25 protein-coding genes are annotated in these 24,942 nt (G+C 69.8%); 14 read left to right on the forward strand and 11 right to left on the reverse strand.

What is annotated here, in order from left to right; translation table 11 throughout:
- Nucleotides 1–1,011, forward strand: a complete 1,011-nt coding sequence (gene pdxA / locus VF592_RS13580) for a 4-hydroxythreonine-4-phosphate dehydrogenase PdxA (RefSeq protein WP_331006158.1) — start codon at nt 1–3, stop codon at nt 1,009–1,011.
- Nucleotides 1,008–1,826: a 16S rRNA (adenine(1518)-N(6)/adenine(1519)-N(6))-dimethyltransferase RsmA gene (gene rsmA / locus VF592_RS13585; RefSeq protein ID WP_331006159.1), complete on the forward strand. Its 819-nt coding sequence runs from the start codon at nt 1,008–1,010 to the stop codon at nt 1,824–1,826. The genes pdxA and rsmA overlap by 4 nt, the downstream gene beginning before the upstream one ends.
- Here the strand turns inward: rsmA and VF592_RS13590 are convergent.
- The 3 genes from VF592_RS13590 to guaB are packed head-to-tail and all read right to left on the reverse strand — an operon-like array spanning nt 1,823 to nt 4,990.
- The gene (locus VF592_RS13590) at nt 1,823–2,329 is read right to left on the reverse strand and encodes a hypothetical protein (RefSeq protein WP_331006160.1); all 507 of its coding nucleotides are present in this window, start codon (nt 2,327–2,329) and stop codon (nt 1,823–1,825) included. The two genes, rsmA and VF592_RS13590, sit on opposite strands and share 4 nt — an antisense overlap.
- Before the next feature lie 31 nt (nt 2,330–2,360).
- Complete coding sequence (locus tag VF592_RS13595; protein WP_331006161.1) at nt 2,361–3,536, reverse strand: RsmB/NOP family class I SAM-dependent RNA methyltransferase; 1,176 nt, start codon at nt 3,534–3,536, stop codon at nt 2,361–2,363.
- Complete coding sequence (guaB, locus tag VF592_RS13600; protein WP_331006162.1) at nt 3,533–4,990, reverse strand: IMP dehydrogenase; 1,458 nt, start codon at nt 4,988–4,990, stop codon at nt 3,533–3,535. Before guaB ends, VF592_RS13595 begins: the two co-directional genes overlap by 4 nt.
- 114 nt (nt 4,991–5,104) lie before the next feature.
- Between guaB and VF592_RS13605 the strand changes: the two genes are divergently transcribed.
- Genes VF592_RS13605 through VF592_RS13615 form a run of 3 tightly spaced genes read left to right on the forward strand, consistent with a single transcriptional unit; the run spans nt 5,105 to nt 8,366 of the window.
- A complete protein-coding gene (locus VF592_RS13605; protein ID WP_331006163.1) occupies nt 5,105–6,094 on the forward strand; it encodes an SPFH domain-containing protein in 990 nt (329 codons plus the stop codon).
- On the forward strand, nt 6,091–6,561 hold the full coding sequence (locus VF592_RS13610; protein ID WP_331006164.1) for an NfeD family protein: 471 nt from the start codon (nt 6,091–6,093) through the stop codon (nt 6,559–6,561). The genes VF592_RS13605 and VF592_RS13610 overlap by 4 nt, the downstream gene beginning before the upstream one ends.
- A complete protein-coding gene (locus VF592_RS13615) occupies nt 6,558–8,366 on the forward strand; it encodes a DUF885 domain-containing protein (protein WP_331006165.1) in 1,809 nt (602 codons plus the stop codon). Before VF592_RS13610 ends, VF592_RS13615 begins: the two co-directional genes overlap by 4 nt.
- Before the next feature lie 69 nt (nt 8,367–8,435).
- On the opposite strand, the gene VF592_RS13620 is transcribed toward VF592_RS13615, so the two are convergent.
- Complete coding sequence (locus VF592_RS13620) at nt 8,436–10,043, reverse strand: phosphoenolpyruvate carboxykinase (RefSeq protein WP_331006166.1); 1,608 nt, start codon at nt 10,041–10,043, stop codon at nt 8,436–8,438.
- Nucleotides 10,044–10,207: 164 nt separating this feature from the next.
- Between VF592_RS13620 and VF592_RS13625 the strand changes: the two genes are divergently transcribed.
- Genes VF592_RS13625 through VF592_RS13655 form a run of 7 tightly spaced genes read left to right on the forward strand, consistent with a single transcriptional unit; the run spans nt 10,208 to nt 15,323 of the window.
- Complete coding sequence (locus tag VF592_RS13625; RefSeq protein ID WP_331006167.1) at nt 10,208–10,912, forward strand: response regulator transcription factor; 705 nt, start codon at nt 10,208–10,210, stop codon at nt 10,910–10,912.
- Nucleotides 10,881–12,461 carry a sensor histidine kinase gene (locus VF592_RS13630; protein ID WP_331006168.1) on the forward strand — a complete coding sequence of 527 codons (1,581 nt, stop codon included), beginning with the start codon at nt 10,881–10,883 and terminating at the stop codon, nt 12,459–12,461. Before VF592_RS13625 ends, VF592_RS13630 begins: the two co-directional genes overlap by 32 nt.
- A gap of 16 nt (nt 12,462–12,477) precedes the next feature.
- Complete coding sequence (locus VF592_RS13635; protein ID WP_331006169.1) at nt 12,478–12,903, forward strand: aldolase; 426 nt, start codon at nt 12,478–12,480, stop codon at nt 12,901–12,903.
- On the forward strand, nt 12,900–13,808 hold the full coding sequence (gene rapZ, locus VF592_RS13640; RefSeq protein WP_331006170.1) for an RNase adapter RapZ: 909 nt from the start codon (nt 12,900–12,902) through the stop codon (nt 13,806–13,808). Before VF592_RS13635 ends, rapZ begins: the two co-directional genes overlap by 4 nt.
- Before the next feature lie 19 nt (nt 13,809–13,827).
- A complete protein-coding gene (locus VF592_RS13645) occupies nt 13,828–14,235 on the forward strand; it encodes a PTS sugar transporter subunit IIA (protein ID WP_331006171.1) in 408 nt (135 codons plus the stop codon).
- Complete coding sequence (locus VF592_RS13650; protein WP_331006172.1) at nt 14,232–14,504, forward strand: HPr family phosphocarrier protein; 273 nt, start codon at nt 14,232–14,234, stop codon at nt 14,502–14,504. The genes VF592_RS13645 and VF592_RS13650 overlap by 4 nt, the downstream gene beginning before the upstream one ends.
- 18 nt (nt 14,505–14,522) lie before the next feature.
- Nucleotides 14,523–15,323 carry an RNA methyltransferase gene (locus tag VF592_RS13655; RefSeq protein ID WP_331006173.1) on the forward strand — a complete coding sequence of 267 codons (801 nt, stop codon included), beginning with the start codon at nt 14,523–14,525 and terminating at the stop codon, nt 15,321–15,323.
- 370 nt (nt 15,324–15,693) lie between these two features.
- Here VF592_RS13655 and rmuC read toward each other — a convergent pair whose 3' ends face one another.
- From rmuC to recR, 3 genes are all read right to left on the reverse strand, one after another.
- Nucleotides 15,694–17,166: a DNA recombination protein RmuC gene (rmuC, locus tag VF592_RS13660; protein ID WP_331006174.1), complete on the reverse strand. Its 1,473-nt coding sequence runs from the start codon at nt 17,164–17,166 to the stop codon at nt 15,694–15,696.
- A gap of 186 nt (nt 17,167–17,352) precedes the next feature.
- Nucleotides 17,353–17,877 (reverse strand): peptide deformylase, encoded by a 525-nt coding sequence (gene def, locus VF592_RS13665; RefSeq protein ID WP_331006175.1) that lies wholly within the window; start codon nt 17,875–17,877, stop codon nt 17,353–17,355.
- A gap of 72 nt (nt 17,878–17,949) precedes the next feature.
- Nucleotides 17,950–18,546 (reverse strand): recombination mediator RecR, encoded by a 597-nt coding sequence (gene recR, locus VF592_RS13670; RefSeq protein ID WP_331006255.1) that lies wholly within the window; start codon nt 18,544–18,546, stop codon nt 17,950–17,952.
- 55 nt (nt 18,547–18,601) lie between these two features.
- Here recR and fmt point away from each other — a divergent pair, with 55 nt between their 5' ends.
- Nucleotides 18,602–19,522 (forward strand): methionyl-tRNA formyltransferase, encoded by a 921-nt coding sequence (gene fmt, locus VF592_RS13675; RefSeq protein WP_331006176.1) that lies wholly within the window; start codon nt 18,602–18,604, stop codon nt 19,520–19,522.
- Complete coding sequence (gene truA / locus VF592_RS13680) at nt 19,519–20,262, forward strand: tRNA pseudouridine(38-40) synthase TruA (protein ID WP_331006177.1); 744 nt, start codon at nt 19,519–19,521, stop codon at nt 20,260–20,262. Before fmt ends, truA begins: the two co-directional genes overlap by 4 nt.
- Here truA and VF592_RS13685 read toward each other — a convergent pair.
- Genes VF592_RS13685 through ilvD form a run of 4 tightly spaced genes read right to left on the reverse strand, consistent with a single transcriptional unit; the run spans nt 20,250 to nt 24,916 of the window.
- Nucleotides 20,250–21,437 (reverse strand): class I SAM-dependent RNA methyltransferase, encoded by a 1,188-nt coding sequence (locus VF592_RS13685; RefSeq protein ID WP_331006178.1) that lies wholly within the window; start codon nt 21,435–21,437, stop codon nt 20,250–20,252. The genes truA and VF592_RS13685 overlap by 13 nt on opposite strands.
- On the reverse strand, nt 21,434–22,810 hold the full coding sequence (locus VF592_RS13690; RefSeq protein WP_331006179.1) for an NAD(P)H-hydrate dehydratase: 1,377 nt from the start codon (nt 22,808–22,810) through the stop codon (nt 21,434–21,436). Before VF592_RS13690 ends, VF592_RS13685 begins: the two co-directional genes overlap by 4 nt.
- On the reverse strand, nt 22,807–23,208 hold the full coding sequence (locus VF592_RS13695) for a hypothetical protein (protein ID WP_331006180.1): 402 nt from the start codon (nt 23,206–23,208) through the stop codon (nt 22,807–22,809). The genes VF592_RS13690 and VF592_RS13695 overlap by 4 nt, the downstream gene beginning before the upstream one ends.
- Nucleotides 23,195–24,916 (reverse strand): dihydroxy-acid dehydratase, encoded by a 1,722-nt coding sequence (gene ilvD / locus VF592_RS13700; protein ID WP_331006181.1) that lies wholly within the window; start codon nt 24,914–24,916, stop codon nt 23,195–23,197. Before ilvD ends, VF592_RS13695 begins: the two co-directional genes overlap by 14 nt.
- Nucleotides 24,917–24,942 lie beyond the last annotated feature (26 nt).

Raw genomic sequence — 24,942 nt, forward strand, 5'->3', positions numbered from 1 at the left:
ATGCCGCTTCCCGCCGCGCCCCTGGTCGTTTCGATGGGTGACCCGGCGGGCGTGGGGCCCGAGATCGTCGGCAAGGCGTGGGCGGCGCGGCTCGATCGCGGCTTGCCGCCCTTCGTCGCGGTCGGCGATCCACGAGCCGTGGCGCGGGTATGGCGCGGGCCCGTGTCGGTCGTGCGCGACCTGCACGAGGCATTGGCGGTGTTCGGCCGCGCGCTGCCCGTGCTCGCCGTCGACAATGCCGACGAGATCACCCCCGGCCTGCCTGATATCGAGGGCGCGCGCTGCGCGCTCGCCTCGCTGGAGATCGCCGCCGGGCTGGCCCAGTCGGGCGCCGCGCGCGCGCTGGTGACGGGGCCGGTGTCCAAGGCCCAGCTCTACGCGATCGGCTTCACCCATCCCGGCCAGACGGAATTCGTCGCCGAGCGGTGCGGGGTCTCGCCCGAAAACGCGGTGATGATGCTCGCGGGGCCGAGCCTGCGGGTGGTGCCGATCACCACCCATATCCCGCTCGCGCGGGTGCCGGGCGCGCTGTCGGTCGACCTCGTCCTCGCCAAGGCGCGCGCGACGGTACGTGGGCTCGCCAAGAATTTCGGCATCGCCGCCCCACGCCTCGCCTTTGCGGGGCTCAACCCCCATGCGGGCGAGGGCGGCGCGCTGGGACGCGAGGAGATCGACATTCTGGCGCCCGCGATCGCGATCCTCCAGACGGAAGGGGTCGACGCGACCGGGCCGCTCGCCGCCGACACCATGTTCCACCCCCGTGCCCGCGAGCGTTACGACGCCGCGATCTGCTGCTATCACGATCAGGCGCTGGTGCCGCTCAAGACACTCCATTTCGACGAGGGCGTGAACTTCACCCTCGGCCTGCCGATCGTCCGCACCAGCCCCGACCATGGCACCGCCTTTCCCATCGCCGGGCGTGATGCGGCGCATCCCGGCGCGATGATCGCGGCGATCGCGATGGCCCATCAGGCGGCCGAGCGACGCTTCGCGACCGCCTACGCAGCGTGAGCGACCTGCCGCCGCTGCGCGAGGTGGTCGCGCGGCACGGGCTCCAGGCGTCCAAGGCGCTGGGGCAGAACTTCCTGTTCGACGGCCAGCTGCTCGCGCGCATCGCCGCTGTGCCCGGCGACCTGACCGATGCCGAGGTGCTGGAAGTCGGCCCCGGCCCCGGCGGCCTCACGCGCGCCCTGCTGGCGGCGGGCGCGCGCGTGACCGCGATCGAGCGCGACCGGCGGTGCATCCCGGCGCTCGCCGAGCTGGGCGACGCCTATCCCGGCCGGCTGCGCTTGATCGAGGGCGACGCGCTCCAGATCGAAGCGCCGGGGCTGTTCGCCGGGCCGGCACATATCATCGCCAATCTGCCCTATAATATCGGCACCGCGCTGCTCGTCGGCTGGCTGTCGGGACCCTGGCCGCCCTGGTGGCGATCGCTGACGCTGATGTTTCAGCGCGAGGTGGCCGAGCGGATCGTCGCGGGGGTCGACACCGATCATTATGGCCGGCTGGCGGTGCTGGCGCAGTGGCGGAGCGACGCGCGGATCGCGATGCCGGTCCACCGATCCGCCTTCACCCCCCCGCCCAAGGTGATGTCGGCGGTGGTGCACCTGACCCCGTTCGAGGCGCCCGCCGGGGTCGATCCCCTGCTGCTCGAACGGTTGACGGCTGCCGCGTTCGGGCAGCGCCGCAAGATGCTGCGCCAGTCGCTGCGCGGCGTGCCGGGCGCGCTGGAGGCGATGGAGGCGGTCGGGATCGAGCTTACCCGACGCGCCGAAACGGTGCCGGTAGCGGCTTGGGTCGCGGTCGCCCGGGCGATGCGGCCCTAGGGATTGCCCTCGGTCTTCGCCTGAGGTGGCGTCGCGGCGGCTGTGGTCACCGGCGGACCCTTGGCGATCACGCCCGTCAGTTGCACCGCCTCCGGGCAATTGCCTTTGCAGAGCGTACGGATGCGCGCGAGATTGTCGCGGGCGCGCGCGACCGCGCCCTTCTTGACCAGCGCCTCGCCCTGCCCGCGCAGCGCCGCCACGTCGTTGGGTTCGAGCAGCAACGCCTCGCGGTAGAGGCGGATCGCCTTGCCCGGCAGGTCGCGCTGGTCGGCCACCGCCGCCAGCAGCAGGAAGCCGGCACGGTTGCGCGGGTCGACCGTCACCGCCGTCTCGAGCAGGTCGGTCGCGCGTTCCAGCTGGCCCGCCGCGCGCGCGGCGCGCGCCTGGGCGACGAGCGCGGTCGAGCGGGGGTCTATCTCGTCATCGGGGCGCTGCCCGCTGAGCGAGGTGGACAGCGACGCCAGCGTCAGCGCGGCGGCGATGGCGACGGACGATACGCGCATGATCCACTCCAGTTGCGGCACGATCGACTGGCTAGCATGGCCTTTTGAGGCGCGCGACGAAAAAACCGTCGGTCCGGTCGTACGCCGGGGTAAGCCGCAGCCCCAGACCATGCGGACGCCCGAAGCCGAGTTTGGGCCGATCCGCGGTCCAGCCCGGATGTGCGGACAGGAAATCCTGCACCTGCCCGCGCCCTTCCGCGTCGAGCAGCGAACAGACGACATGGACCAGCGTGCCGCCCGGCCGCACCAGTTCCGCCGCCACCGCGAGCAGATGCGCCTGGGTCGCGACCAGCCGTTCCAGCCGCGCAGGCGTCAGCCGCCACCGCGCCTCGGGATTGCGCCGCCAGGTGCCCGTTCCCGAACAGGGCGCGTCGATGAGCACGCAATCGGCGCCGTCGCGCCATTCGCCGAGCGCTTCCAGCTCGCGTCCGGGGTTGAGCAGCCGCGTCTCGACGATCGTGACGCCTGCGCGTTCGGCGCGCGGCGGGAGCCGCTGGAGCCGTCCGCGATCGGTGTCGCAGGCGAGGATCGCGCCCTGACTACCCATCATCGCCGCGAGCGCGAGCGTCTTCCCGCCCCCGCCCGCGCACAGGTCGACGACATGCTGGCCGGGTTGCGCGACGCTGGCGAGCGTGACCGCCTGGCTGCCGGCGTCCTGCACCTCGGCCAGCCCGGCGAGCGCGGCGACATCGGTTCCGGCCGGGAGGCGGAGCGCATCGGGCAATGCCGCGATCGCCTCCGCCCCGGCGAGCTGCGCGGCGATCTCGTCGGGCTCGGCCCGGAGCCGGTTCACGCGCAGGTCGAGCGGCGCGCGATCGACGAGCGCGGGAAGCTCGTCCTGCCCCAATCCGCTCGCGCGCAGCAGGTCGAGCAGCCAGGCCGGCGCCAGCCCCGGCTCCGCGCCGCGCTCCTGCGCCGCGATGGGCGCGGGCCCATGCCCCGATCCGTCGAACGCGGCGCCAAGCTCCGCATCGTCGCCCGCCACCGCCAGCAAGGCTGCGCGTCCGCTCGCCGGCCGTTCGCCGCAGCGCCGGATCGCGCGGTAGACCAGCTCGCGCACCACTCGCCGATCCTTCGATCCCGCATAACGGCGCGTCGCGAAATAGCGCCCGATCAGGGTGTCCGCCGCCGCCCCGCCCCCCTCGGCCGCCGCAACGATCTGGTCGAGCAGCTCGATCGCCGCCTGGGCGCGTGCCGGGGGTGTCATTGAGTCGGGTAGTTCGGGGCTTCGCGCGTGATCGTCACGTCATGAACATGGCTTTCCTTGAGCCCCGCCCCCGTGATCTGCACGAAGCGCGCGCGCTCGCGCAAATCCTCCAGCGTCGCCGAGCCGGTATAGCCCATCGCCGCCTTTACGCCGCCGACCAGCTGGTGGATCACGTCGCGCGCCGGACCCTTATACGGCACCTGCCCCTCGATGCCCTCGGGTACGAGTTTCAGCTGGTCCTTGATGTCCTGCTGGAAATACCGGTCCGCCGATCCCTTGGCCATCGCGCCGACCGAGCCCATGCCCCGGTAGGATTTGTACGCGCGGCCCTGGTACAGGAAGGTCTCGCCCGGCGCCTCCTCGGTCCCGGCGAGCAGCGAACCGATCATCACGCAGGACGCGCCCGCCGCCAGCGCCTTGGCGACATCGCCCGACGTCCGGATGCCGCCATCGGCGATCACCGGCACGCCGGAGTCGCGCGCGCCCTCCGCACAGTCCATCACGGCGGTGAATTGCGGCACGCCGACGCCCGCCACGACGCGCGTGGTGCAGATCGATCCCGGCCCGATGCCGACCTTCACCGCGTCGGCGCCCGCGTCGATCAGCGCGCGGGTCGCGTCGGCGGTGGCGACGTTGCCCGCCACGACCTGGACCGCGTTGCTGAGTTTCTTCACCCGCTCCACCGCGCGCGCCACGTCGCGGTTATGGCCGTGCGCGGTGTCGATGACGACCAGGTCGACCTCGGCGTCGACCAGCGCCTCGGTACGCTCGAAACCCTTGTCGCCGACGGTCGTGGCGGCGGCGACGCGCAGGCGCCCGGCCCCGTCCTTGGTGGCGTTCGGATAGGCGACCGCCTTCTCGATGTCCTTGACGGTGATGAGTCCGACGCAGCGATACGCATCGTCCACGACCAGCAGCTTCTCGATGCGCCGTTGGTGGAGCAGGCGCCGCGCCTCCTCCTTGCCGACGTTCGCGGGCACGACGGCCAGATTCTCGCGCGTCATCAGCTCCGCGACCGGCTGCCTCGGATTCTCGGCGAAGCGCACGTCGCGGTTGGTCAGGATGCCGACGAGCCGGCCGTCCGCCTCGACCACCGGGATGCCGCTGATGCGGTTGCCGGTCATCAGCGCCTGCGCCTCCGCCAGCGTCGCGGTGGGGGCGATGGTGATCGGGTTGACGACCATGCCCGATTCGAACCGCTTGACCTGACGGACGGCGGCGACCTGCTGCTCGACCGTCAGGTTGCGGTGGAGCACCCCGATGCCGCCGAGCTGGGCCATGACGATCGCCATCTGCCCCTCGGTCACCGTATCCATCGCCGCCGACAGCACGGGGATGTCGAGCGAGATGCCGCGCGTCACCCGCGTCCGCGTGTCCGCCCCGCTCGGCAACACCTCGGAGGCGGCCGGGTATAGAAGCACGTCGTCGAAAGTGAGGCCGAGCCGGATTTCCATGTGTGCGCCGCATCCAGGGAGGAGTGGCAGGCCATGTAACCAACCCCCGTGCATTTGCCTATGGGTAACCCCCGATCGTGATATGATGGCGCGGTACAAAGGGGAGTTCGTCGCATGGGGATCACCGTCGCGCTGCTCGCGCTGGGACTGGTGCTGTTATATCTGTTCCTGTCGATCAAGATCGTGCGGCAGGGTTTTCAATACACGATCGAGCATTTCGGGCGGTTCACGACGGTGGCCCGGCCGGGGTTCAATTTCTACCCCGCCTTTTTCTACCGGGTCGGCCGCCGGGTGAACATGATGGAACAGGTGATCGACATTCCCGGCCAGGAGATCATCACCCGCGACAATGCGATGGTGTCGACCGATGGCGTGGTGTTCTTCCAGGTGCTCGACGCGGCCAAGGCGGCCTATGAGGTGTCGGACGTGTTCGTCGCGCTCCAGCAGCTCACCACCACCAATCTGCGCACCGTCATGGGGTCGATGGATCTGGACGAGACGCTGTCCAAGCGCGACGAGATCAACGCGCGCCTGCTGAACGTCGTCGACCAGGCGACCACGCCCTGGGGCGTCAAGATCACCCGCGTCGAGATCAAGGACATCCGCCCGCCCGCCGACATCGTCAACGCGATGGGACGCCAGATGAAGGCGGAACGCGAGAAGCGCGCCAACATCCTGGAAGCCGAGGGCAGTCGCGCGTCGGAAATCCTGCGCGCCGAAGGCCAGAAGCAGGCGCGCATCCTGGAAGCCGAAGGCCGCAAGGAGTCGGCGTTCCGCGACGCCGAGGCGCGCGAACGGGCTGCGGCCGCCGAGGCGAGCGCGACGACCGCCGTGTCGGAAGCGATCGAAAAGGGCGGTGTCCAGGCGATCAACTATTTCATCGCGCAGAAATATGTGGAGGCGATCGGCAAGTTCGCGACCTCGCCCAACGCCAAGACGATCCTGTTCCCGGTCGAAGCGACGCAGCTGATGGGCACGCTGGGCGGCATCGGCGAGCTGGCCAAAGAAGCGATCGGGTCGCAGGCCAAGCCGCAGGCGGCAGCGAAGCCGGCTCAGCCGGCGATCGAGGAACGCCGCGGGCCGTTCGAGCTGCCGCCCCAGTGACCCCGGGCGATCTGGGGCTGAGCCCGGCGGGCCTCTGGCTGATCGTCGCCCTGGCGCTCGGGCTGGCCGAGCTGATGCTGCCGGGCGTGTTCCTCGTCTTCGTCGCGCTCGCCGCCGCGATCACGGGGGCGGTGCTGCTCGCGGTGCCCGACCTGCCGTTGGTCGGCCAGCTCGCCTCGGTGGCGCTGTGGAGCGGCGTGGCGGTGGCGGTCGGACGGCGCTGGTACGGCGATCACCCCGTCGCGAGCGAGGATGCGCTGCTCAACGACCGCGGTGCGCGGCTGATCGGCGAAGTCGTGACGGTGACGACCGCGATCGAGCATGGGCGCGGGCGGGTGCGGGTGGGCGACGGCACCTGGCCCGCGCGCGGACCCGATGCGGCCATCGGCGCGCGGGTTTGCGTCGTCGCAGTGGACGGCGCGACGCTCGTCGTGGAAGATGTCGCTTCGGAAACGGAGGATCATTGATGCTGTCACGTCGGACCCTGATCGCCTCGGGCGGCGCGTCGCTGGCGCTTGCCGCCCTGCCCGCCCATGCCGCCGGATCGGCCGACATGGACGCGCAAACCCTGCTCGCCGGCCTGGCCGATGAGATGCTTGCCGACTTTCCCGAGAACGCGACCTATTTGGGTATCGACAAGGGCGCGCGGGCCGGGCTGAAGTCGCGCTTGACCGACCGTTCGCCCGCCGGTCAGCAGCGCCTGCGCCGGAACGCGGAAAATCGGCTGGCTCGGCTGAAGCGTGTCGACCTGGGGGCGCTTTCGCCGGGCACGCGGGTCGATGTGGACGTGGTCCGCACCGCGCACGAGACGGCGCTGGCGGGCTATGCCTTTCCGTTCGGCGACGTGGTGCCGCTGAACAACAGCGTCTCCTATCGCAACGCGCCCTATGTGGTGGCGCAGAATACGGGCGCGTTCGTGGAGGTGCCCGACTTTCTCGACGCGACCCACGCGATCGCGACCGACGCCGATCGCCGGGCCTATCTCGCGCGACTGGAATCCTATGCCGCCGCGCTCGACGGGGAGACCGAGCGGCTGCGCGCCGATCGCGGTCGCGGCGTGGTCGCCCCCGCCTTCCTGCTCGACAAGACCTTGGCCCAGCTGCGCGCCGCGCGGGCGGAGCCGATCGCGCAATGGGGCGTGGTCGCCTCGCTCGCCCGGCGCAGTTCGGAGAACACCGGTGGCTGGTCGGGCCGCGCGCAGGCGATCGTCCGCGAGCGCGTCGCCCCCGCGCTCGACCGGCAGATCGCCGAGCTGACGCGCCACCGTGCGCGGGCGACGGTCGATGCGGGCGTGTGGAAGCTGCCGGAGGGCGAAGCCTATTATGCCTGGGCGCTCGCGGCAGGGACCACCACGCGCCTGACGTCGGACGAGGTCCATGCGCGCGGCCTGGCCGAACTGGGGGAGTTGCACGGACAGATGGACGTCATCCTGCGCGGCCTGGGGCTGACGACGGGCAGCGTCGGCGACCGGATGACCGCGCTGGGCCAGGACCCACGCTACCTGTTCCCGGCGACCGACGCGGGCCGCGCCCAGATCCTGGCCTATATCGACGAGCGGATCGCCGATATACGTACCCGCCTGCCCCGCGCCTTTTCGACGCTGGTTCCTGGCCGGCTGGTGGTGAAGCGCGTGCCGCCCTCGATCGAGAACGGCGCCCCCAACGGCTATGCGGGGCCGGGTACTATGGACGGGTCGGTGCCCGGCAACTACTATATCAACCTGCGCGATACTGGCATCTGGCCGCGCTATGCGCTGCCGACCCTGAGCTATCACGAGGGTATTCCGGGGCATATCTGGCAGGGTGAATACAGCTTCAAACTGCCACTGGTGCGGTCGCTGCTATCGTTCAACGCCTATTCCGAGGGCTGGGCGCTCTATGCCGAACAGCTCGCCGACGAGCTGGGCGCCTATGACGGCGATCCGGTCGGGCGGCTGGGCTATCTACAGTCGATCGCGTTCCGGGCGTGCCGCCTCGTCGTCGACACCGGGCTCCACGCGAAGAGGTGGACGCGCGCGCAGGCGATCGCCTTTTTCGTAGAGCGGAACGGCAACAGCGCGAGCCAGGCACAAAGCGAGGTCGACCGTTACTGCGCCTGGCCGGGCCAAGCTTGCGGCTACAAGGTCGGGCATAGCGAGATCAACCGCCTGCGCCTTCTGACACGGCAAAGGCTGGGCGGGCGGTATGACCAGCGCCGGTTCAACGACGCGGTGGTCGCGACGGGCGGCGTGCCGATGACGGTGCTGGAGCGCGTGATCGGGACGCTCGCCTGATCCGCCCATGATAAGGGGCGCGGAAACCGGGTTCCCGCGCCCTTTGTCGGCGTTCGAAGGGGCAAGGGTTCAGGCGGGTTGGACGACCTTGGGTGCAGCCTGCCGCACGCCTTCGTCGACATGCTCGGCGAACTGCGCGAAATTATCGACGAACAGATCGACCAGCTTCGCCGCGGTGGCGTCATATTCCGCCTTGTTCGCCCAGGTCTCGCGCGGGTCGAGGATGGCGGCGTCGACGCCGGGTACGCTGACGGGCACCCGGAAGCCGAAATTCGGATCGGTCCGAAACTCGGCATCGTTCAGGCTGCCGTCGAGCGCGGCGTTGAGCAGCGCGCGCGTCGCCTTGATCGGCATCCGGTTGCCCACGCCGTATTTGCCGCCGGTCCAGCCGGTGTTGACCAGCCAGCAATCGACGTTGCCGCGCGCGATCCGCTCCTTGAGGAGGTTGCCGTAGACCGACGGATGACGCGGCATGAAGGGGGCGCCGAAGCAGGTCGAGAAGGTCGCGTCCGGCTCCGTGACGCCCATCTCGGTCCCGGCGACGCGCGCGGTATAGCCGGACAGGAAATGGTACATCGCCTGGTCGGGCGTCAGCTTCGCGATCGGGGGCAGCACGCCATAGGCATCGGCGGTCAGCATGACGATATTGCGCGGCACCGGCCCCATATTCTCGTCGGAGGCATTGGGGATGAAGTCGATCGGATAGGCGCCGCGGCTATTCTCGGCCAGGCTGTTGTCGTGGAGGTCGAGCCCGCGGGTGACCGGGTCCATGACCACATTCTCCAGCACGGTGCCGAAGCGCTTGGTGGTCGCGAAGATCTCCGGTTCGGCATCGGCCGACAGGCGGATCATCTTGGCGTAGCAGCCGCCCTCGAAGTTGAAGACGGCGGTGTCGGACCAGCCATGCTCGTCGTCGCCGATCAGGGTGCGGCTGGCATCGGCGGACAAGGTCGTCTTGCCCGTGCCCGAGAGGCCGAAGAACACCGCCGTGTCGCCGTTCGCGCCCATGTTCGCCGAACAATGCATGGGCATCACCCCGGTCGGGGGCAGAAGGTAGTTCAGGAGCCCGAACACCGACTTCTTCATCTCGCCGGCATATTTCGTGCCGCCGATCAGGATCAGCTTCTCGGAGAAGTTGACCGCGATCACCGTTTCCGACCGGGTGCCGTGGCGCGCGGGGTCGGCGCGGAAGCTGGGCAGGTCGATGATCGTGTAGTCGGCCGCAAAGCCCTTGAGCTCATGCTCGGCCGGGCGGACCAGCATCGTGCGAATGAACAGATTGTGCCAGGCGAGTTCGTTGATGACGCGCACCCGCACGCGGTGGTCGGGCTGCGATCCGCCGAACAGGTCCTGAACGAACAAGTCCTCCTTGCCGTGGAGCGCCTTCAGGAAATCGGTCTTGAGCGCGGCGAAATGCTCGGGCTCCATCGCCTTGTTCGACTTGCCCCACCAAACGGTCGACTCGGTTTCGGCGTCGCGGACGATGAACTTGTCCTGCGCGGAGCGGCCGGTGTGGAGGCCGGTCTCGACGACCAGCGGACCGTCGGCGGACAGCTTGCCCTCGCCGCGCGCGACAGCCGTCTCGATCAGGCGGGCGGTGACCAGGTTCCAGTGCAGCGTGGCGCGGGTCTCGATGCCCTGCCGGTCCAGCCCGGCGTCCGGAATGCGCTCGTTCACGAAAGACTTCTCCCCAATTCGATATGCGAGGCGGTCTCTGGCACCACGACGCATTGCTATACGGTCGCATAAGCGGCCCACCATTGGCGGTCAAACACCGTGGCGGTTGAGCGCGTTCCGTCTTTGGACTACCGGCGTCGCATGATTCCGGCCGCCAGCCCGACATGAGCGCCACGATCGCGCTGGTCGACGACGACCGCAACATCCTGACCTCCGTGTCGATCGCGCTGCAGACCGAGGGTTTCCTGACGCGTCTATATTCGGACGGCGAGACCGCGCTGAAGGCGCTGATCGACAATCCGCCCGATCTCGCCATCTTCGACATCAAGATGCCGCGCATGGACGGGCTGGAGCTGCTGCGCCGCGTGCGCGAGCATAGCGCGATGCCCGTCATCTTCCTGACCTCCAAGGACGACGAGCTCGACGAGGCGCTGGGGCTTGCGATGGGAGCGGACGATTACATCGCCAAACCCTTTTCGCAGCGGCTGCTGATCGCGCGCATACGCGCCATCCTGCGCCGGACCGAGCTGACCCAGGCTCCTGACGCGGAGCCGCAAGAGGGCGACGCCCAGGTCGTCCGCGGCCGACTGGTGATGGACCCCGCGCGCCACCGCACGACCTGGGCGGGCGAAACCGTGACGCTCACCGTGACCGAGTTCCTGATATTGGAGACGCTCGCGCAGCGCGCCGGGATCGTGAGGACGCGCAACCAGTTGATGGACGCGGCCTATCAGGACGATATCTACGTCGACGACCGTACCATCGACAGCCACATCAAGCGCCTGCGTCGCAAGTTCCGGGAGGTCGACCCGGACTTCGACGCCATCGAGACCCTGTATGGCGCCGGATATCGATTCTCGGACGAGTGAGTCGCCAAGGGGCGACCGGGACCTGACGCTGCGCTGGTCGGGACAGGTCTCGCTGACCGGGCGCATCCTGGCGGTCAACATCTTCGTCCTGATGATGATGGTGGGCGGGTTCTTCTATCTCGACTCCTATCGGTCGCGGATCATCGATTCGCGCTTGGAGCAATCGGCGCGCGAGGTCCGGCTGATCGCGGAGGCGATCACGGCGGTGAACCTGCGCTATCGCGACGCGCTGGTCGTCAGGCTGGCGCAGGACACGGGCGCGCGCATCCGCATCTATGACGAGCGCGGCGGCAGCATGGTCGATTCGCGTCGGCTCGGCCTGCGCAACTTCGTGCTGGTCGACCCGGACAAGCAGGGCTGGGACCAGCGCAGCGCACGGCTGCTCGACGCGGGGCTGGACACCATCGTCGGGGCCGCGCGCTCGCCGCTGTTCCGCGAACGGGGGAACGGGCTGCAATGGCCCGACGTGCGCGAAGCCCAGGCGACGCGCTCGGTCGCGACGACGGTCTGGCGCGCGCCCGACCGCACCCCCGTCCTGACGGCGGCGGCACCGCTGTCCGGCCGCCGCGTGGTACTGACCGCGAGCACCGCGCGCGACATCACCCAGACGGTGCGCGTGGAGCGGTTCCGCCTGGGCGTGGTGCTGCTGATCGCCACCCTGGTATCGGTGTTCCTGTCGCTTTTTCTCGCGCGCACCATCGTGCGCCCACTCCGCCGGCTCGCCCGCGCGGCGGTGCGGGTGCGGCTGGGGCGCGCGCGCGAGGTGGTGGTGCCGCGCCTGCCCTCGCGCCGCGACGAACTCGGGATGCTCGCGCGCGCCTTGTCGGACATGAGCCTGGCGTTGCGCGCGCAGATCGACGCGACCGAGGCGTTCGCCGCGGACGTCACCCACGAGCTCAAAAACCCCCTTGCCTCGCTGCGCTCCGCGGTCGACGGGCTGGAGCGGGTCCGCGACCCGGCACTCGCCGAGCAGCTGATGGCGATCGTCCGCGACGACGTGCGCCGGCTCGATCGCCTCATCAGCGACATATCCGAAGCCTCACGGCTCGACGCGCAGCTCAGCCGCGCGAAGTTCGAGCCGGTCGATCTCGCCGCCCTTATCAATGGCCTGCTCGACCAGCGCCGCGCGCGCGGCGTGGAGCGGGGGATCGTGCTTCGCTTCGCTCGCGATCGGGGCGACGCGCTGGTGGTGATGGGCGACGGGTCGCGGCTGGAGCGGGTGTTCGAGAACCTGCTCGAGAACGCGATCTCCTTCTCGCCCGATGCGGGCGAGATCCGCATCGGTACGCTGGCCGACGAGGAGGACATGATCATCTGGGTCGAGGACCAGGGACCCGGCGTTCCCGAGACCGAACGCGAGGCGGTGTTCCGGCGCTTTCAGTCGATCCGGCCGAGCGGCGAGGAGTTCGGGCGGCATTCGGGGCTGGGCCTCGCCATTGCGCGGACGATCGTGGAAGGCCATCAGGGCGCCGTCGCGGTCGAGTCGCGCGCGGACGGGGCACCTGGCGCCCGCTTCGTCGTGCGGCTGCCGCTCGCCGAACCACGTTGATCGTCGGAGCAGGTCCATGTCCGAGGAGGTGATCCATGCCACCACCGTCGCGATCGGCGGCCGGGGCGTGCTGATTTCCGGCCCGTCCGGGTCGGGCAAATCCGACCTCGCATTGCGGCTGATCGATCGGGGGGCGGTGCTGGTCGCCGACGACCGGACGCGGGTGCGCCGCGATGCGGGGCGGATCGTCGCGGGCTCGCCCGACCTGATCGCCGGCAAGCTGGAGGTGCGCGGATTGGGTATCTGGACGACCGCTGCGCAGCCGGAGGTCACGCTGTCGCTATGCGTCGCGCTGGGCGACGAGATCGAACGCCTGCCGATCTCCCGCACCCGGTCGGTCGCGGGGATCGCGCTCCCCGAACTTCTCCTCGACCCCCGCCCCGCCTCCGCGCCGATTAAGGTCGAATTGATGCTCGCCAACCCTGAGATGGTGGTCGCGTGACGCCGCGTCGGCGCGTTCTCCTCGTCACCGGCATGTCCGGGGCGGGCAAGCTGACGGTGCTGCGCACGCTGGAGGATCTGGGGTGGGAGGTGGTCGACAACCTGCCGCTCAACCTGGTCCGCCGCATGCTCGACGCGCCGGAGATCGATGACGGGCTAGGCTCGGTCGCGGTCAGCCTGGGGGCGCATACGCGCGGGTTCGATGCCGACCGGCTGATCGAGCTGGTCACCGATCTGAACGCCGAGGGCGGGTATGATGTCGGCACGCTGTTCCTCGACTGCGACACGCCCGAGCTGGAGCGCCGTTATTCGGAGACGCGGCGGCGTCATCCGCTGGCGCTTGATCGCCCCGCGGCGGACGGGATCGCGCACGAGCGTGAGCTGCTGGAGCCGCTCAAGCGCTGGGCCAACAGGCTGATCGACACGACCGACCTGAAGGCCAACGAGCTTCAGCGCGATATCCGGGGCAGCTTCGGGCTGGCGGGAACCAGCGGGCCGACCTTGTCGGTGATGTCGTTCGGCTTCTCGCGCGGGCTGCCGCGCAGCGCCGACCTGGTGTTCGACATGCGCTTCCTGCGCAACCCGCATTGGGTGCCCAAACTCCGGCCGCGCATCGGGCTCGACCCGGATGTGGCGGCTTATGTCATGGGCGATCCCGCCTATGAGGATGCGGTCGGCCGGATCGAGGCGCTGTTGCTGGTGCTGCTTCCCCGCTACCGCGCGGAGGGCAAGGCCTATCTGACGGTGGCGATCGGGTGTACCGGAGGGAAACACCGGTCGGTTCATGTCGCCGACCGGATCGCGAGGCGGTTGCGCGCGGCGGGATTTTCGCCCACCCTGTCACACCGCGACCTGAAGGCGGCGTTGCAGGACTCGCTGGAACGATCCCCGGCCGGCGCCACTTGATTTGGATATAGCTACGCAAATGATCGGCCTGGTTCTGGTCACGCATGGTCGGCTCGCCGACGAGTTCGTGACCGCGATGGAGCATGTGGTAGGACCCCAGGCACAGGTGGCGACGATCGCCATCGGGCCCGAGGACGACATGGAAGCGCGCCGCGTCGACATCGCCGGCGCGATCGCGCGCGTGGATGCGGGATCGGGCGTGATCGTCCTGACCGACCTGTTCGGCGGCACCCCGTCCAACCTGGCGATCTCGTTGATGGAGCGCGGCCGGGTCGAGGTGATCGCGGGGATGAACCTGCCCATGCTGATCCGGCTCGGCTCCGCCAGAAAGGCGATGAAGGTCGTCGACGCGGTCGCCGCCGCGCGCGAGGCGGGGCGCAAATATATTTCGGTCGCCTCCGAGATATTGGGCGAGGCGGCGGCGTGACGGCGGTCTGCCGCACGGTCCGCATCGTCAACCGGCGCGGGCTCCACGCGCGCGCCAGCGCCAAATTCGTGACGCTCGCCGCCGCCCAGCCGGTCGAGCTGCAGGTCGGCAAGGACGGTTCGGCGGTGACGGGCACGTCGATCATGGGGCTGATGATGCTGGGCGCGGCGATGGGTGACGAGATCACCATCTCGGCCGAGGGTAACGGTGCCGAGCAGGCGGTCGCCGCCTTGTGCGATCTGGTCGAGGCCAAGTTCGGGGAGGACTGACCTCTCCGCCACCCGCCCATGACCCGGCTCGTCACCGCCTATTCCAATCCGCTGGTCAAGCATGCCCGCAACCTGCGCGAGAAGCGGCACCGGCGCGAATCGGGCCAGTTCCTCGCCGAGGGGCTGCGCATCCTGACCGAGGCGCGCGAAAGCGGGCGGGTGCCGCGGCTGCTGTTCTTCACCGGCGCGACCGCCGCGCATCCGCTGGTCGTCCGGCTGATCGACGCGGTCGAGGCGGCGGGTGGCGAGGCGCTGGAGACGACGCCCGACATCCTGTCCAAATTGTCGGGCAAGGACAATCCCGGCGCGGTGATGGGGGTATATGACGAGTTCGGGGCGACGCTGGACGATCTCGACCGGGACGCCTCGGGCATCTGGCTGGTCGCGGAGCGACTGCGCGATCCGGGCAATCTGGGAACAATGCTGCGCACCGGCGACGCGGTCGGCGCCGGCGGGCTGATCCTGGTCGGCGATTGCGTCGATCCGTTCTCGGTCGAGGCGGTCCGCGCGAGCATGGGCGCGCTGTTCACCGTGCCGGTGGTCCGGTGCGAGTGGGACGCGTTCCTCGAATGGTTGCGAGGCGGACCGGGCCAGCTGGTCGGCCTGAGCCTCGATACCGAGCGCGATTACCGCGCGGTCGACTATGCCGCCCCGACCTTTCTGCTGACGGGCAACGAGGCGCAGGGGATGCCGGAGGGCTATGCCGAGGCATGCGACCTGCTCGTCAAGATCCCGATGCTCGGCCGCGCCGACAGCCTGAACGCGGCGGTGGCGACCGCCGTGATGGCCTATGAGGTCCTGGCGCAGCGCCAAAAATGAGCGTCATGCTGAAAGTACAGGTAGGTTACCCCACCCGTACCCTCTGCACCTTAGCCGCCGGAAACACGATTACAGAGTTGAAGATAGCGCGAAAGCGCTACCTCAGCACCCGGCCTCGTCTCCCAAGAACGACGCGACACGATCAGAATATCTGATCCAGGTTTCACCCCGAACCAACGCCATTTTTGATCGCGATCTTGGTGCAGGTCATACAACCTGCCCATGATAGCTGTCCTTCGCTAGACAGCTTCAATCTTTGTCAGTTGGTTAGAAATATGAACCAGATCACGCGCGCCGCTTCGGGTCTTCTCGCTTCCGATTAAGAGTTCTTTGCCGCCTATTAGGATTGAAGCCAAAGACGTATTAGGCCCTATTCGATAGCGCGCAAGCCCTCCTTGTCGATGTCCGGCGAGCTGTTCTCAGCTAGCTTGGTGAGCGGGCGGGTGCTGGTCTCGATCACGGGCGCGGTTTCGATCTGCTTGACGCCGGTATCGATGTTGAGCGCCTCGAACCGGCGGGCCTGGGTATAGACCTGACTTTCGAGGCTGCCGACGAAGCTGTTATAGGCGTTGCTCGCCAGGTCGAGATTGCGGCCCAGCTTGGAGACATGGCTGCTCATCGTCGCCAGCCGCGAATAGAGCTCCTTGCCGAGCTGGCCGATCTCGCGGGCCTGCGACGCCAGCATCTCCTGCCGCCACACCGCCGCGACAGTCTGGGCGATGGCGACGAGGTTGGTCGGAGTCGCCATCAGTACCTTGCGGTCGAACGCGAAGTCCCAGAGCGTGTTGTCATGCTCCAGCGCGGCCGACAGGAAATGCTCGCCCGGCACGAACATGATGACATAATCGGGCGCGTCCTCGAACTGCGCCCAATAGCTCTTCGCGCCCAGCCCGGTGACATGGGCGCGCATCGCCTGGGCATGGGCGGCGAGGCCCGCCAGCCGCTCGGTCTCGTCCACGGCGCCGAACGCGTCCTGATAGGCGTTGAGCGACACCTTGGCGTCGATGATCAGCGTCTTGCCGCCGGGGATGCGGATGATGACGTCGGGGCGGAAGCGGCCGCCCTCCCCGTCGTCGACGCTGACCTCGGTCCGGAAATCGGCATGTTCGGCCAGCCCGCACGACTCGAGGACGTTGCGCAGCTGCTGCTCGCCCCAGCGGCCCCGCGCCTTGGGGGCGTTGCGGAGCGCGTTGACGAGCTTGGCGGCCTCGGCGCGGACCGATTCCTGGCCGCTGCGCATCAGGTCGATCTGGGTCTGGAGCCCGGAAAAGGCGTCGCGGCGCTGCTCCTCGACCAGGGCCACGCCCTGTTCGTAGCGTTGCAGGCGTTCGCTGACGGGCTGGAGCAGCTGGCTGAGCTTCTGGCCCGACGCTTCCTCCGACTGGCGGAAGCGGGCGTCGGCGCGTTCGAGGAACTGGCGCTGGGCGGTCTCCAGCGCCTTGGCGGCGGCGTCGCCGAAATGGGAGGAAATCTGTTCGCGCGCCTGGTTGAGCGCCTCGGTATGCGCCTGCTCCCGCTCCTGCGCGCGGGCGTTCACGTCGGCGAATTCGCGCGAAAGGTCACCAAGGTCACGCCTGGACGTCTCGAACGCGGTGCGGAGCGACTGGACCTCGGCGTCGCGTTCCTCGAAACGGGCGCGGATCGCGGCCAGTTCGCGAAGCGCGTCGTTGCGCTCGCGCTCGACGGCGTCGCGGGCCTGGCGAACGATGTCGAAATCGGCCGCCCGGCCCTGGGCCATGGCAAGCTCCGCGGCGACTCCCGCCGACCGCCGACCGGCGAGCAGCCAGCCGAGCGTGAGCCCGAGGATGAGCGCGAGCAGCGCGACGAGGATCAGCTCGATCATCGGCGGGGTCCGACCCGATCGGGTTTGGTGAAGTTTCGGAGAGGGTGTGAAAGGGAGCAGCGGCGCATCATGGGCTGGAACGTAGCCGGAACGCAGGTGGCAGGACAGAGGGAATCGCGCGATGCAAGGCGCATCCCGTCCACGCACCTCCGGCTCCTCCCCAATCCGGGGACGAGAGCGTGTTCGTCAGGCGGCGCGGCGCATCTTGGCGAGCTTCTTGAGCACCATGTCGCGTTTCAGGCGGGAGACATGGTCGATGAACAAAACCCCGTTCAGATGGTCGATCTCGTGCTGCATACAGGTGGCGAGCAGGCCTTCGAGCCATTCCTCATGCTGCTCGCCGCGTTCGTCGAGCCAGCGGACGCGCGCGCGGGCAGGGCGTTCGACATCGGCATATTGTTCGGGGATGGACAGGCAGCCTTCATTGTAGCTGCTCAGCTCCTCCGAGACCTCCACCACCTCCGGGTTCACATAGGCATGCGGATCGCGGATCGGCCTGCCCCCCTCGTCCTCGCCTTCCTGCAAGTCGATGACTAGCACGCGGCGGTCGACCCCGACCTGGATCGCGGCGAGGCCGATGCCCTTGGCGGCGTACATGGTGTCGGTCAGGTCGGCGATCAGCGCGCGCACGGCGTCGTCGACCTGCTCCACGGGTTTGGAGACGAGGCGGAGGCGGGGATCGGGGATCTCGACGATGGGAAGGACGGCCATGGCGCGCGAGCTAGGTCGCGGGGCTGGGGGCGTCAAGTTCGGGTGGCCCCTGCCCGCCTTCGGTCGCGCGTATCAGCTCACCGGCCGCCGGGCACGGAGCGCCTGGGCGAGCGTGCCCTCGTCGAGATAGTCGAGCTCGCCGCCGACCGGCAGGCCGTGGGCGAGCTGGGTGACGCGCACGGGGAAACGCTCGATCCGCTCTGCGAGATAATGGGCTGTGGTCTGCCCCTCCAGCGTCGCGTTCATCGCCAGCACGACCTCGTCGATCCCGCCCGCCTCGACGCGCCGGATCAGCGCGTCGATAGCGAGGTCTTCGGGCCTTATTCCCTCCAGCGCCGAAAGACGGCCGCCAAGCACATGGAATCGGCCGGGAAACAGCCGCGAGCGTTCCAGCGCCCAGAGGTCGGCGACCTCCTCGACCACGCAGAGCGCGCGGGCGTCGCGGCGCGGGTCGGCGCAGACCGCGCAGGGGTTGGCGGTGTCGACATTGCCGCAGGTCCGACACGTTTCCAACCGTTCCTCGACCGCCGCCAGCGCGGTCAGCAAGGGGCCGAGCGCCGCCTCGCGCTTCTTGAGCAGGTGCAGCACCGCGCGCCGCGCCGACCGGGGGCCGAGGCCGGGGAGCCGCGCCAGCGCGTTGGTCAACGCCTCGATTTCGGGGGACGCCATGGAGAACAGATAGGGACTTGGCAGCGGCTCCGCCAGCGTGGAAGGGCCTTTGCCCATGCGGATCGTCTTCATGGGAACTCCCGACTTCGCGGTGCCGGTGCTGGAGGCGGTCGTGGCCGCCGGGCACGAGGTGGTCGCCTGCTACACCCAGCCGCCCCGCCCCGCCGGGCGGCGCGGGCGCGCGCTGGTGCCCTCCCCGGTCCAGGCTAAGGCGGAGGCGCTCGGGATCGCGGTCCGCTCGCCGGTGTCGTTGCGCAAAGCCGAGGCGCAGGTCGAGTTCGCCACCCTAGAAGCAGAAATCGGCGTGGTCGCGGCCTATGGGCTGATCCTGCCCCAGGCGGTGCTCGACGCCTGTCAGCTGGGCTGTCTCAACGTCCACGCCTCTCTCCTCCCGCGCTGGCGCGGCGCGGCGCCGATCCAGCGCGCGATCCTGGCAGGGGATGCGGAGACCGGGGTTGGGATCATGCAGATGGAGGCGGGGCTCGATACCGGACCGGTGCGGCTGGAGGAGCGGACGCCGATCGCGCGCAAGACCGCGGGCGAACTGACGGCCGAGCTGAGCGCGATGGGCGCGCGACTGATGGTCGCGGTGCTGGGCGATATCGACCGCTATCCGCCCACGGCGCAACCGGAGGACGGCCTGACCTATGCGCCCAAGATCGACAAGGCCGAGGCGCGGATCGACTGGGGGCGGAGCGCGGTCGAGATCGAGCGGCAGGTGCGCGCCTTTTCGCCGGTTCCGGGTGCGTGGTTCGAGGTGGCGGGCGAGCGGGTCAAGGTGCTGGACGCTGATATCGTCGTCGCGCCTGTCCTTCCGGACGGGATCCCGGCGGGCACCGTACTGGACGGGGCGCTCGCCATCGCGTGCGCGGATGGCGCGATCCGGCCCATGCTCGTCCAGCGGGCGGGTCGGGATGTGACGACGACGGCTGAACTGCTCCGTGGCTTTCCGATCCCGCCCGGCACGCTGGTGTGACCCGCTTCGCCCTCACGGTCGAATATGACGGTCGGCCCTTCATGGGCTGGCAGCGGCAGAAGCATGGCGCGAGCGTCCAGGGAGTGCTGGAGGAAGCGGCGCGCGCGGTGACGGGGGAGCGGGTGGCGGTCCATGCGGCGGGGCGCACCGATGCGGGGGTGCACGGGCTGGCGATGCGCGCGCATCTCGACCTGGAACGCGACATCGCGCCTTTTCGGCTGATGGAGGCGCTCAACGCGCGGGTACGGCCGCACCCGGTCGCGGTGCTGGCGTGCGACGTGGTGGCGGACGACTGGCATGCGCGCTTTTCGTGCACCGGGCGGGCCTATGAATATCGCATCAGCAACCGGCGCGCACCGCTGACCGTCGAGCAGGGGCTCGCCTGGCGCGTCCCCCAACCGCTCGACGAGGCGGCGATGGCGGCGGGATGCGCGGTGCTGGCGGGACGGCACGACTTCACCACCTTCCGCTCGGCGCATTGCCAGGCGGACAGCCCGGTGCGGACGCTCGATCGGCTCGACGTGACGCGGGCGGGAGAGCGGCTGATCGTGCGCGCGGCGGCGCGGTCGTTCCTGCATCATCAGGTACGGTCGATGGTCGGGTGCCTGGCCCTGGTCGGCATGGGGCGCTGGTCGGTCGACCGGTTGCGTGCGGCGCTCGAGGCGCGGGACCGGTCGCGACTGGGGCTCAACGCGCCGCCCGACGGGCTGTATTTCGTCGCGGCGACCTATCCCGGTTGACGGACGAATCGCGCGGCGAGCTCGACATGGGTGGACCAGCGGAACTGCCCGACGGGCTGGACCCAATCGATGCGCCAGCCACCCTCGCATAGGGTCTTCGCATCGCGCGCAAAGCTGCCGGGATTGCACGAAACATAGGCGATCGCCTGGACCCGGCAGACGGCCAGCGTCGCCGCCTGTTCGCGCGCGCCGGCGCGGGGTGGGTCGATCACCACCGCGTCGAAGCGGTCCAGTTCGGGCGTGGTGAGCGGGCGGCGGAACAGGTCGCGATACTCGACGAACACGGCGCGCTGGCGGCCATGGACGGTGGCCTTGAGCGCCAACACGGCCTCGCGCGCGCTCTCGGCGGCGTAGACGCGGCCGGGGAGTGCCAGCGCGAAGGTGCCGAGACCTGCGAACAGATCGGCGGTGATGCGCGCCGTGCCGATGGCCTCGCGAACGGCCGCGACGAGCGTCGCCTCCCCCTCGCGCGTGGCCTGAAGAAAGCCGTATGGGGGAAAGGGCACGGGGATGCCGCCCAACGTCACGGTCACCGGCTCGGGTTCCCAGCGCGTTTCCGGACCGAGGCCGTCGTCGACCGACAGGCGCGCGACGCGGTGCCGCTCGCAAAAGGCGGTGATCGCGTCGGCGGCGGCGAGGCCGTCGGGGCGCAGGCCGGTGAGCAGGATGTCGACACCCTGGTCGGCGATCGACAGGTGAACGTCGCCGCGCCCGCGCAGCGCGAGTCGCTGGAGTAGGACGCGCAGGGGCGGCACGAGCGCGAACAGCTCGGGCGCGAGGATGTGGCATTCGCGCATGTCGACGATCGCATGGCTCTTCTCCGCCGCGAAGCCGAGCAGGACGCGCCCGCCCCGCGCTTCCGCATGAAGGGTGGCGCGGCGGCGGGTATTGGGGGGCGACAGGATCGCGGGGCGGATCGGGGCGGACAGGCCCTGCGAAGCCAATGCCGCGGCGATGCGGTCGGCGATGAAATCGGCATAGCTCGCATCGTCGAGATGCTGGAGCTGGCAGCCGCCGCATTCGGGGAAGTGGCGGCAGGGCGGCTGCCGGTGATGCGGGCCGGGCAGGATCTCGCCCGTCCCGGTCAGCGTGTCGCCGGGCGCGGCGAAGGGCGCGTGGCGGCCGTCGGCGGCGACCCCGTCACCCTGGGCGGCGATGCGGACGACCTCGCTCACGCGCGGGCGGCCGAGAGCGCGCGGGCGAGGTCGTCGGCGACGAAGGCGGGGCCGAGCCGGCGCGCGGCCTCGCCGTGGAGCCAGACCGCCGCGCTCGCCGCCTGGAACGGATCGAGACCCGATGCGAGCATCGTGCCGCAAGTGCCTGCAAGTACGTCGCCCGTGCCGGCCGTGGAGAGCCAGTGGCTCGGTGACGCGCCGACGGCCGCGCGGCCGTCGGGCGCGGCGATCACCGTGTCGGCGCCCTTGAAGACCACCACCGCGCCGGTGCGGCGGGCGGCATCCTGGGCGCGGGCGATCTTGCCGCCCTGCCCCGCACCGAACAGATGTTCGAACTCGCCCGCATGAGGCGTCAGGATGGTGGCGGCGGTTCGCGGTTCGTCCGCGTCGAGCAGGCGAAGTGCGTCGCCATCGACTACCAGTTTCTGGGAGGAGGCATGAGCGGCGGCGAGCTTTTCGCGCGCGTCCGCGTCACGGCCGAGACCGGGGCCGATCACGACGGCGCCGATGCGCGGGCCGATGCGGGGGTCGTGAAGGGCGTCGGGAGTCCAGGGTCGGCGGACGATCGCGTGCGGGCCGGCGGCCTCGCTTCCGAACAGCAGGATATAGCCGGCGCCCGCATGGGCCGCGGCTTCGGCGGCGAGCGACGCGGCGCCCGGCATCGCGCCGGCGACGACCGCGACGAGGCCGCGGGTGAATTTATGCGCATCGGGTCCGGGTTCCGGCAGTAACGGCCGGGCGAGCGCGGCGACTCGGCTCGCGACAGGGACGCCGATGTCGACAATGCGCGGTTCTCCGGCATAGCGGGCGGCGGGCTGGAGCAGGTGCGCGGGCTTGAGCGCGCCGAGCGCCAGGGTCAGGTCGAAGCGGGGCGGTATGCTCGCGACGGAGCCGTCATCGGTCGCCACCCCGCTCGGCAGATCGACGGCGATGCGGAACTGCGCCCGGTCGGCCAGGCGGTGAAGCGCCTGGACCAAATCGTCGCCGAGCGGCCGGGTCAGGCCGGTGCCGAACAGCGCGTCGACGACTATCGGCGCCGGCGCCGCGTCGGTGAGCGACTCGACGGGGCCGGTCCAGCCCGAACGGGCGCGGCGGGCGGCATCGGTGTGCGGCTCGCCGATCGCGGCGACGCGGACGGAATGACCCGTGCGGGCGAGCGCGGTCGCGGCGACATAGCCGTCACCGCCATTATTGCCCGGGCCGCACAGGATCAGCACCTCCGATCCGGCGGCGAGGCGGCGCACGGCGCCGGCCACGCCGTCCCCCGCGCGCGCCATGAGCGTGTCGACCGTCGTGCCCGCCGCCATGACCGCCTCTTCCGCCGCGCGCATCGCGGCGGCGGTGAGGATCGGCTGGCCGTCGATCCGAATCATGGCCGGGCGACCTGCTCCCCTACGGTCGCCGGTAGCTGGTAACGGTCGCCGCCGATCGCCACCTCGATCCGATTCGCATCGAGGATCGTGACACGCGCGGGCTCGGCCCCATCGGCGGCCACGATGCCGCGTCCGTCGGTGGTAACCGCCAAGCGGCGGAAAGCGCCATCGAGATGACGGACGGTCAGCACCAACCCCTGGTCCGTCCGATAGCGCTCGATCGTGCAGTTCGAGGCCATCTCGTCTCCCGGATGCGCGCAGAAGACGTGGTTCGTCTCCGTGATCACGGTGGGACGCTCGACCCGGGCCTCCGCCTCACGCTCGGCGGTGCTTTGCTCGGAGCAGGCGGCGAGCAGGACCAGGGCAGCCCACCCGCCGACGCGCTCAGATATCGGCATAGACGTGCGTCTCCGCGATCGCGCCGGGATGGGTCACGGCACCTTGATAGGCTGGCCCGACATTGCGCGCGTAGCGCCAGAGCGCGCCGGAGCCGTAGTCATTGACGCGGGGCATCCAGCGGGCGCGACGCCCGGCGAGAACCGTTTCGGCGATGTCGAGGTCGATCGTCCCAGCCTCGGCATCGATGCGGATCGGGTCGCCGTCCTCGACCAGCGCGATCGGACCGCCATCGGCGGCTTCCGGCCCGACATGGCCGATACAGAAGCCGCGCGTGCCACCGGAGAAACGGCCGTCGGTGATCAGCGCGACCTTCTCGCCGAGGCCCAATCCGTAGAGCGCGGCGGTGGTGGACAGCATCTCGCGCATCCCCGGCCCGCCCTTGGGGCCCTCGTACCGGATGACCACGACCGAGCCCTCGGCGATGTCGCGCCGCTCGACTGCGGCAAAGGCGTCCTCCTCGCAATCGAAGACGCGGGCGGGACCGGCGAATTGGAGGCGATGGAGCCCGGCGACCTTCACGATCGCTCCCTCAGGCGCAAGCGTGCCGCGCAGGCCGACCACGCCGCCGGTGGGGCTGATCGGCGCCTTGACGTCGTAGATGACCTTCTGGTCGGGATTCCAGGTGACCCGGTCGATATTCTCGCCCAGCGTCCGGCCGGTCACGGTCAGGCAGTCGCCATCGAGGAAGCCGCCGCTCAGCATGGTCTTCATCAGCATGTAGACGCCGCCGGCCTCGTACATGTCCTTGGCGACATACCGCCCGCCGGGCTTGAGGTCGGCGAGATAGGGCGTCGACCTGAACGCCTCGGCGACGTCGAACAGGTCGAACGCAATGCCCGCCTCATGCGCCATGGCGGGCAGGTGGAGCGCGGCGTTGGTCGAGCCGCCGGTCGCGGCGACGACACGGGCCGCGTTGATGAAGGCCTGGCGCGTACAGATATCGCGAGGGCGGATATTGGCCGCGACCAGCTCCATCACCTGCGCGCCCGCCGCCACCGCGATCTGCTCGCGCGTGCTGTAAGGGGCCGGCACCATGTTGCTGTTCGGCAACGATAGTCCGATCGCCTCCCCGACACAGGCCATGGTATTGGCGGTGAACTGGCCGCCGCATGCGCCGTCGCCGGGGCATGCGACCTTCTCCAGCGCGGTGAGCTCGTCGAGCGGGCAATTGCCGGCCGCGTATCCACCGACCGCTTCGAACACGTCGACCACCGTCACGTCCCGGTCGTGGAAGCGGCCGGGCAGGATCGACCCGCCATAGACGAAGATGCTCGGGACATCGAGGCGCAGCATGGCCATCATCATGCCGGGCAACGACTTGTCGCACCCCGCAAAGCCCACCAGCGCGTCGTAACAATGGCCGCGCACCGACAGCTCGACCGAATCGGCGATGACCTCGCGGCTGACCAGCGACGACTTCATCCCCTGGTGACCCATGGCGATGCCGTCCGTGACGGTGATGGTGTTGAACCGCCGCGGCATTCCGCCGCCGGCGGTCACGCCCGCCTGCGCGGCGTCGGCCTGCGCGTCGAGCGTGGTGTTGCACGGCGCCGAATTGTTGCCGGCGGAGGCGAGCGCGACGAAGGGTCGCGCGATCTCCTCCTCGCTCAGGCCCATGGCGTAGTAATAGGAGCGGTGCGGGGCGCGCTCGGGCCCGACCGACACGTGGCGGCTGGGAAGGCGCGACTTGTCGAAGACATGTGGCATGGTGCGGCTATGCTTCGGGACAGGCG

Source organism: Sphingomonas sp. (assembly GCF_036388435.1).
GTDB lineage: Bacteria > Pseudomonadota > Alphaproteobacteria > Sphingomonadales > Sphingomonadaceae > Sphingomonas.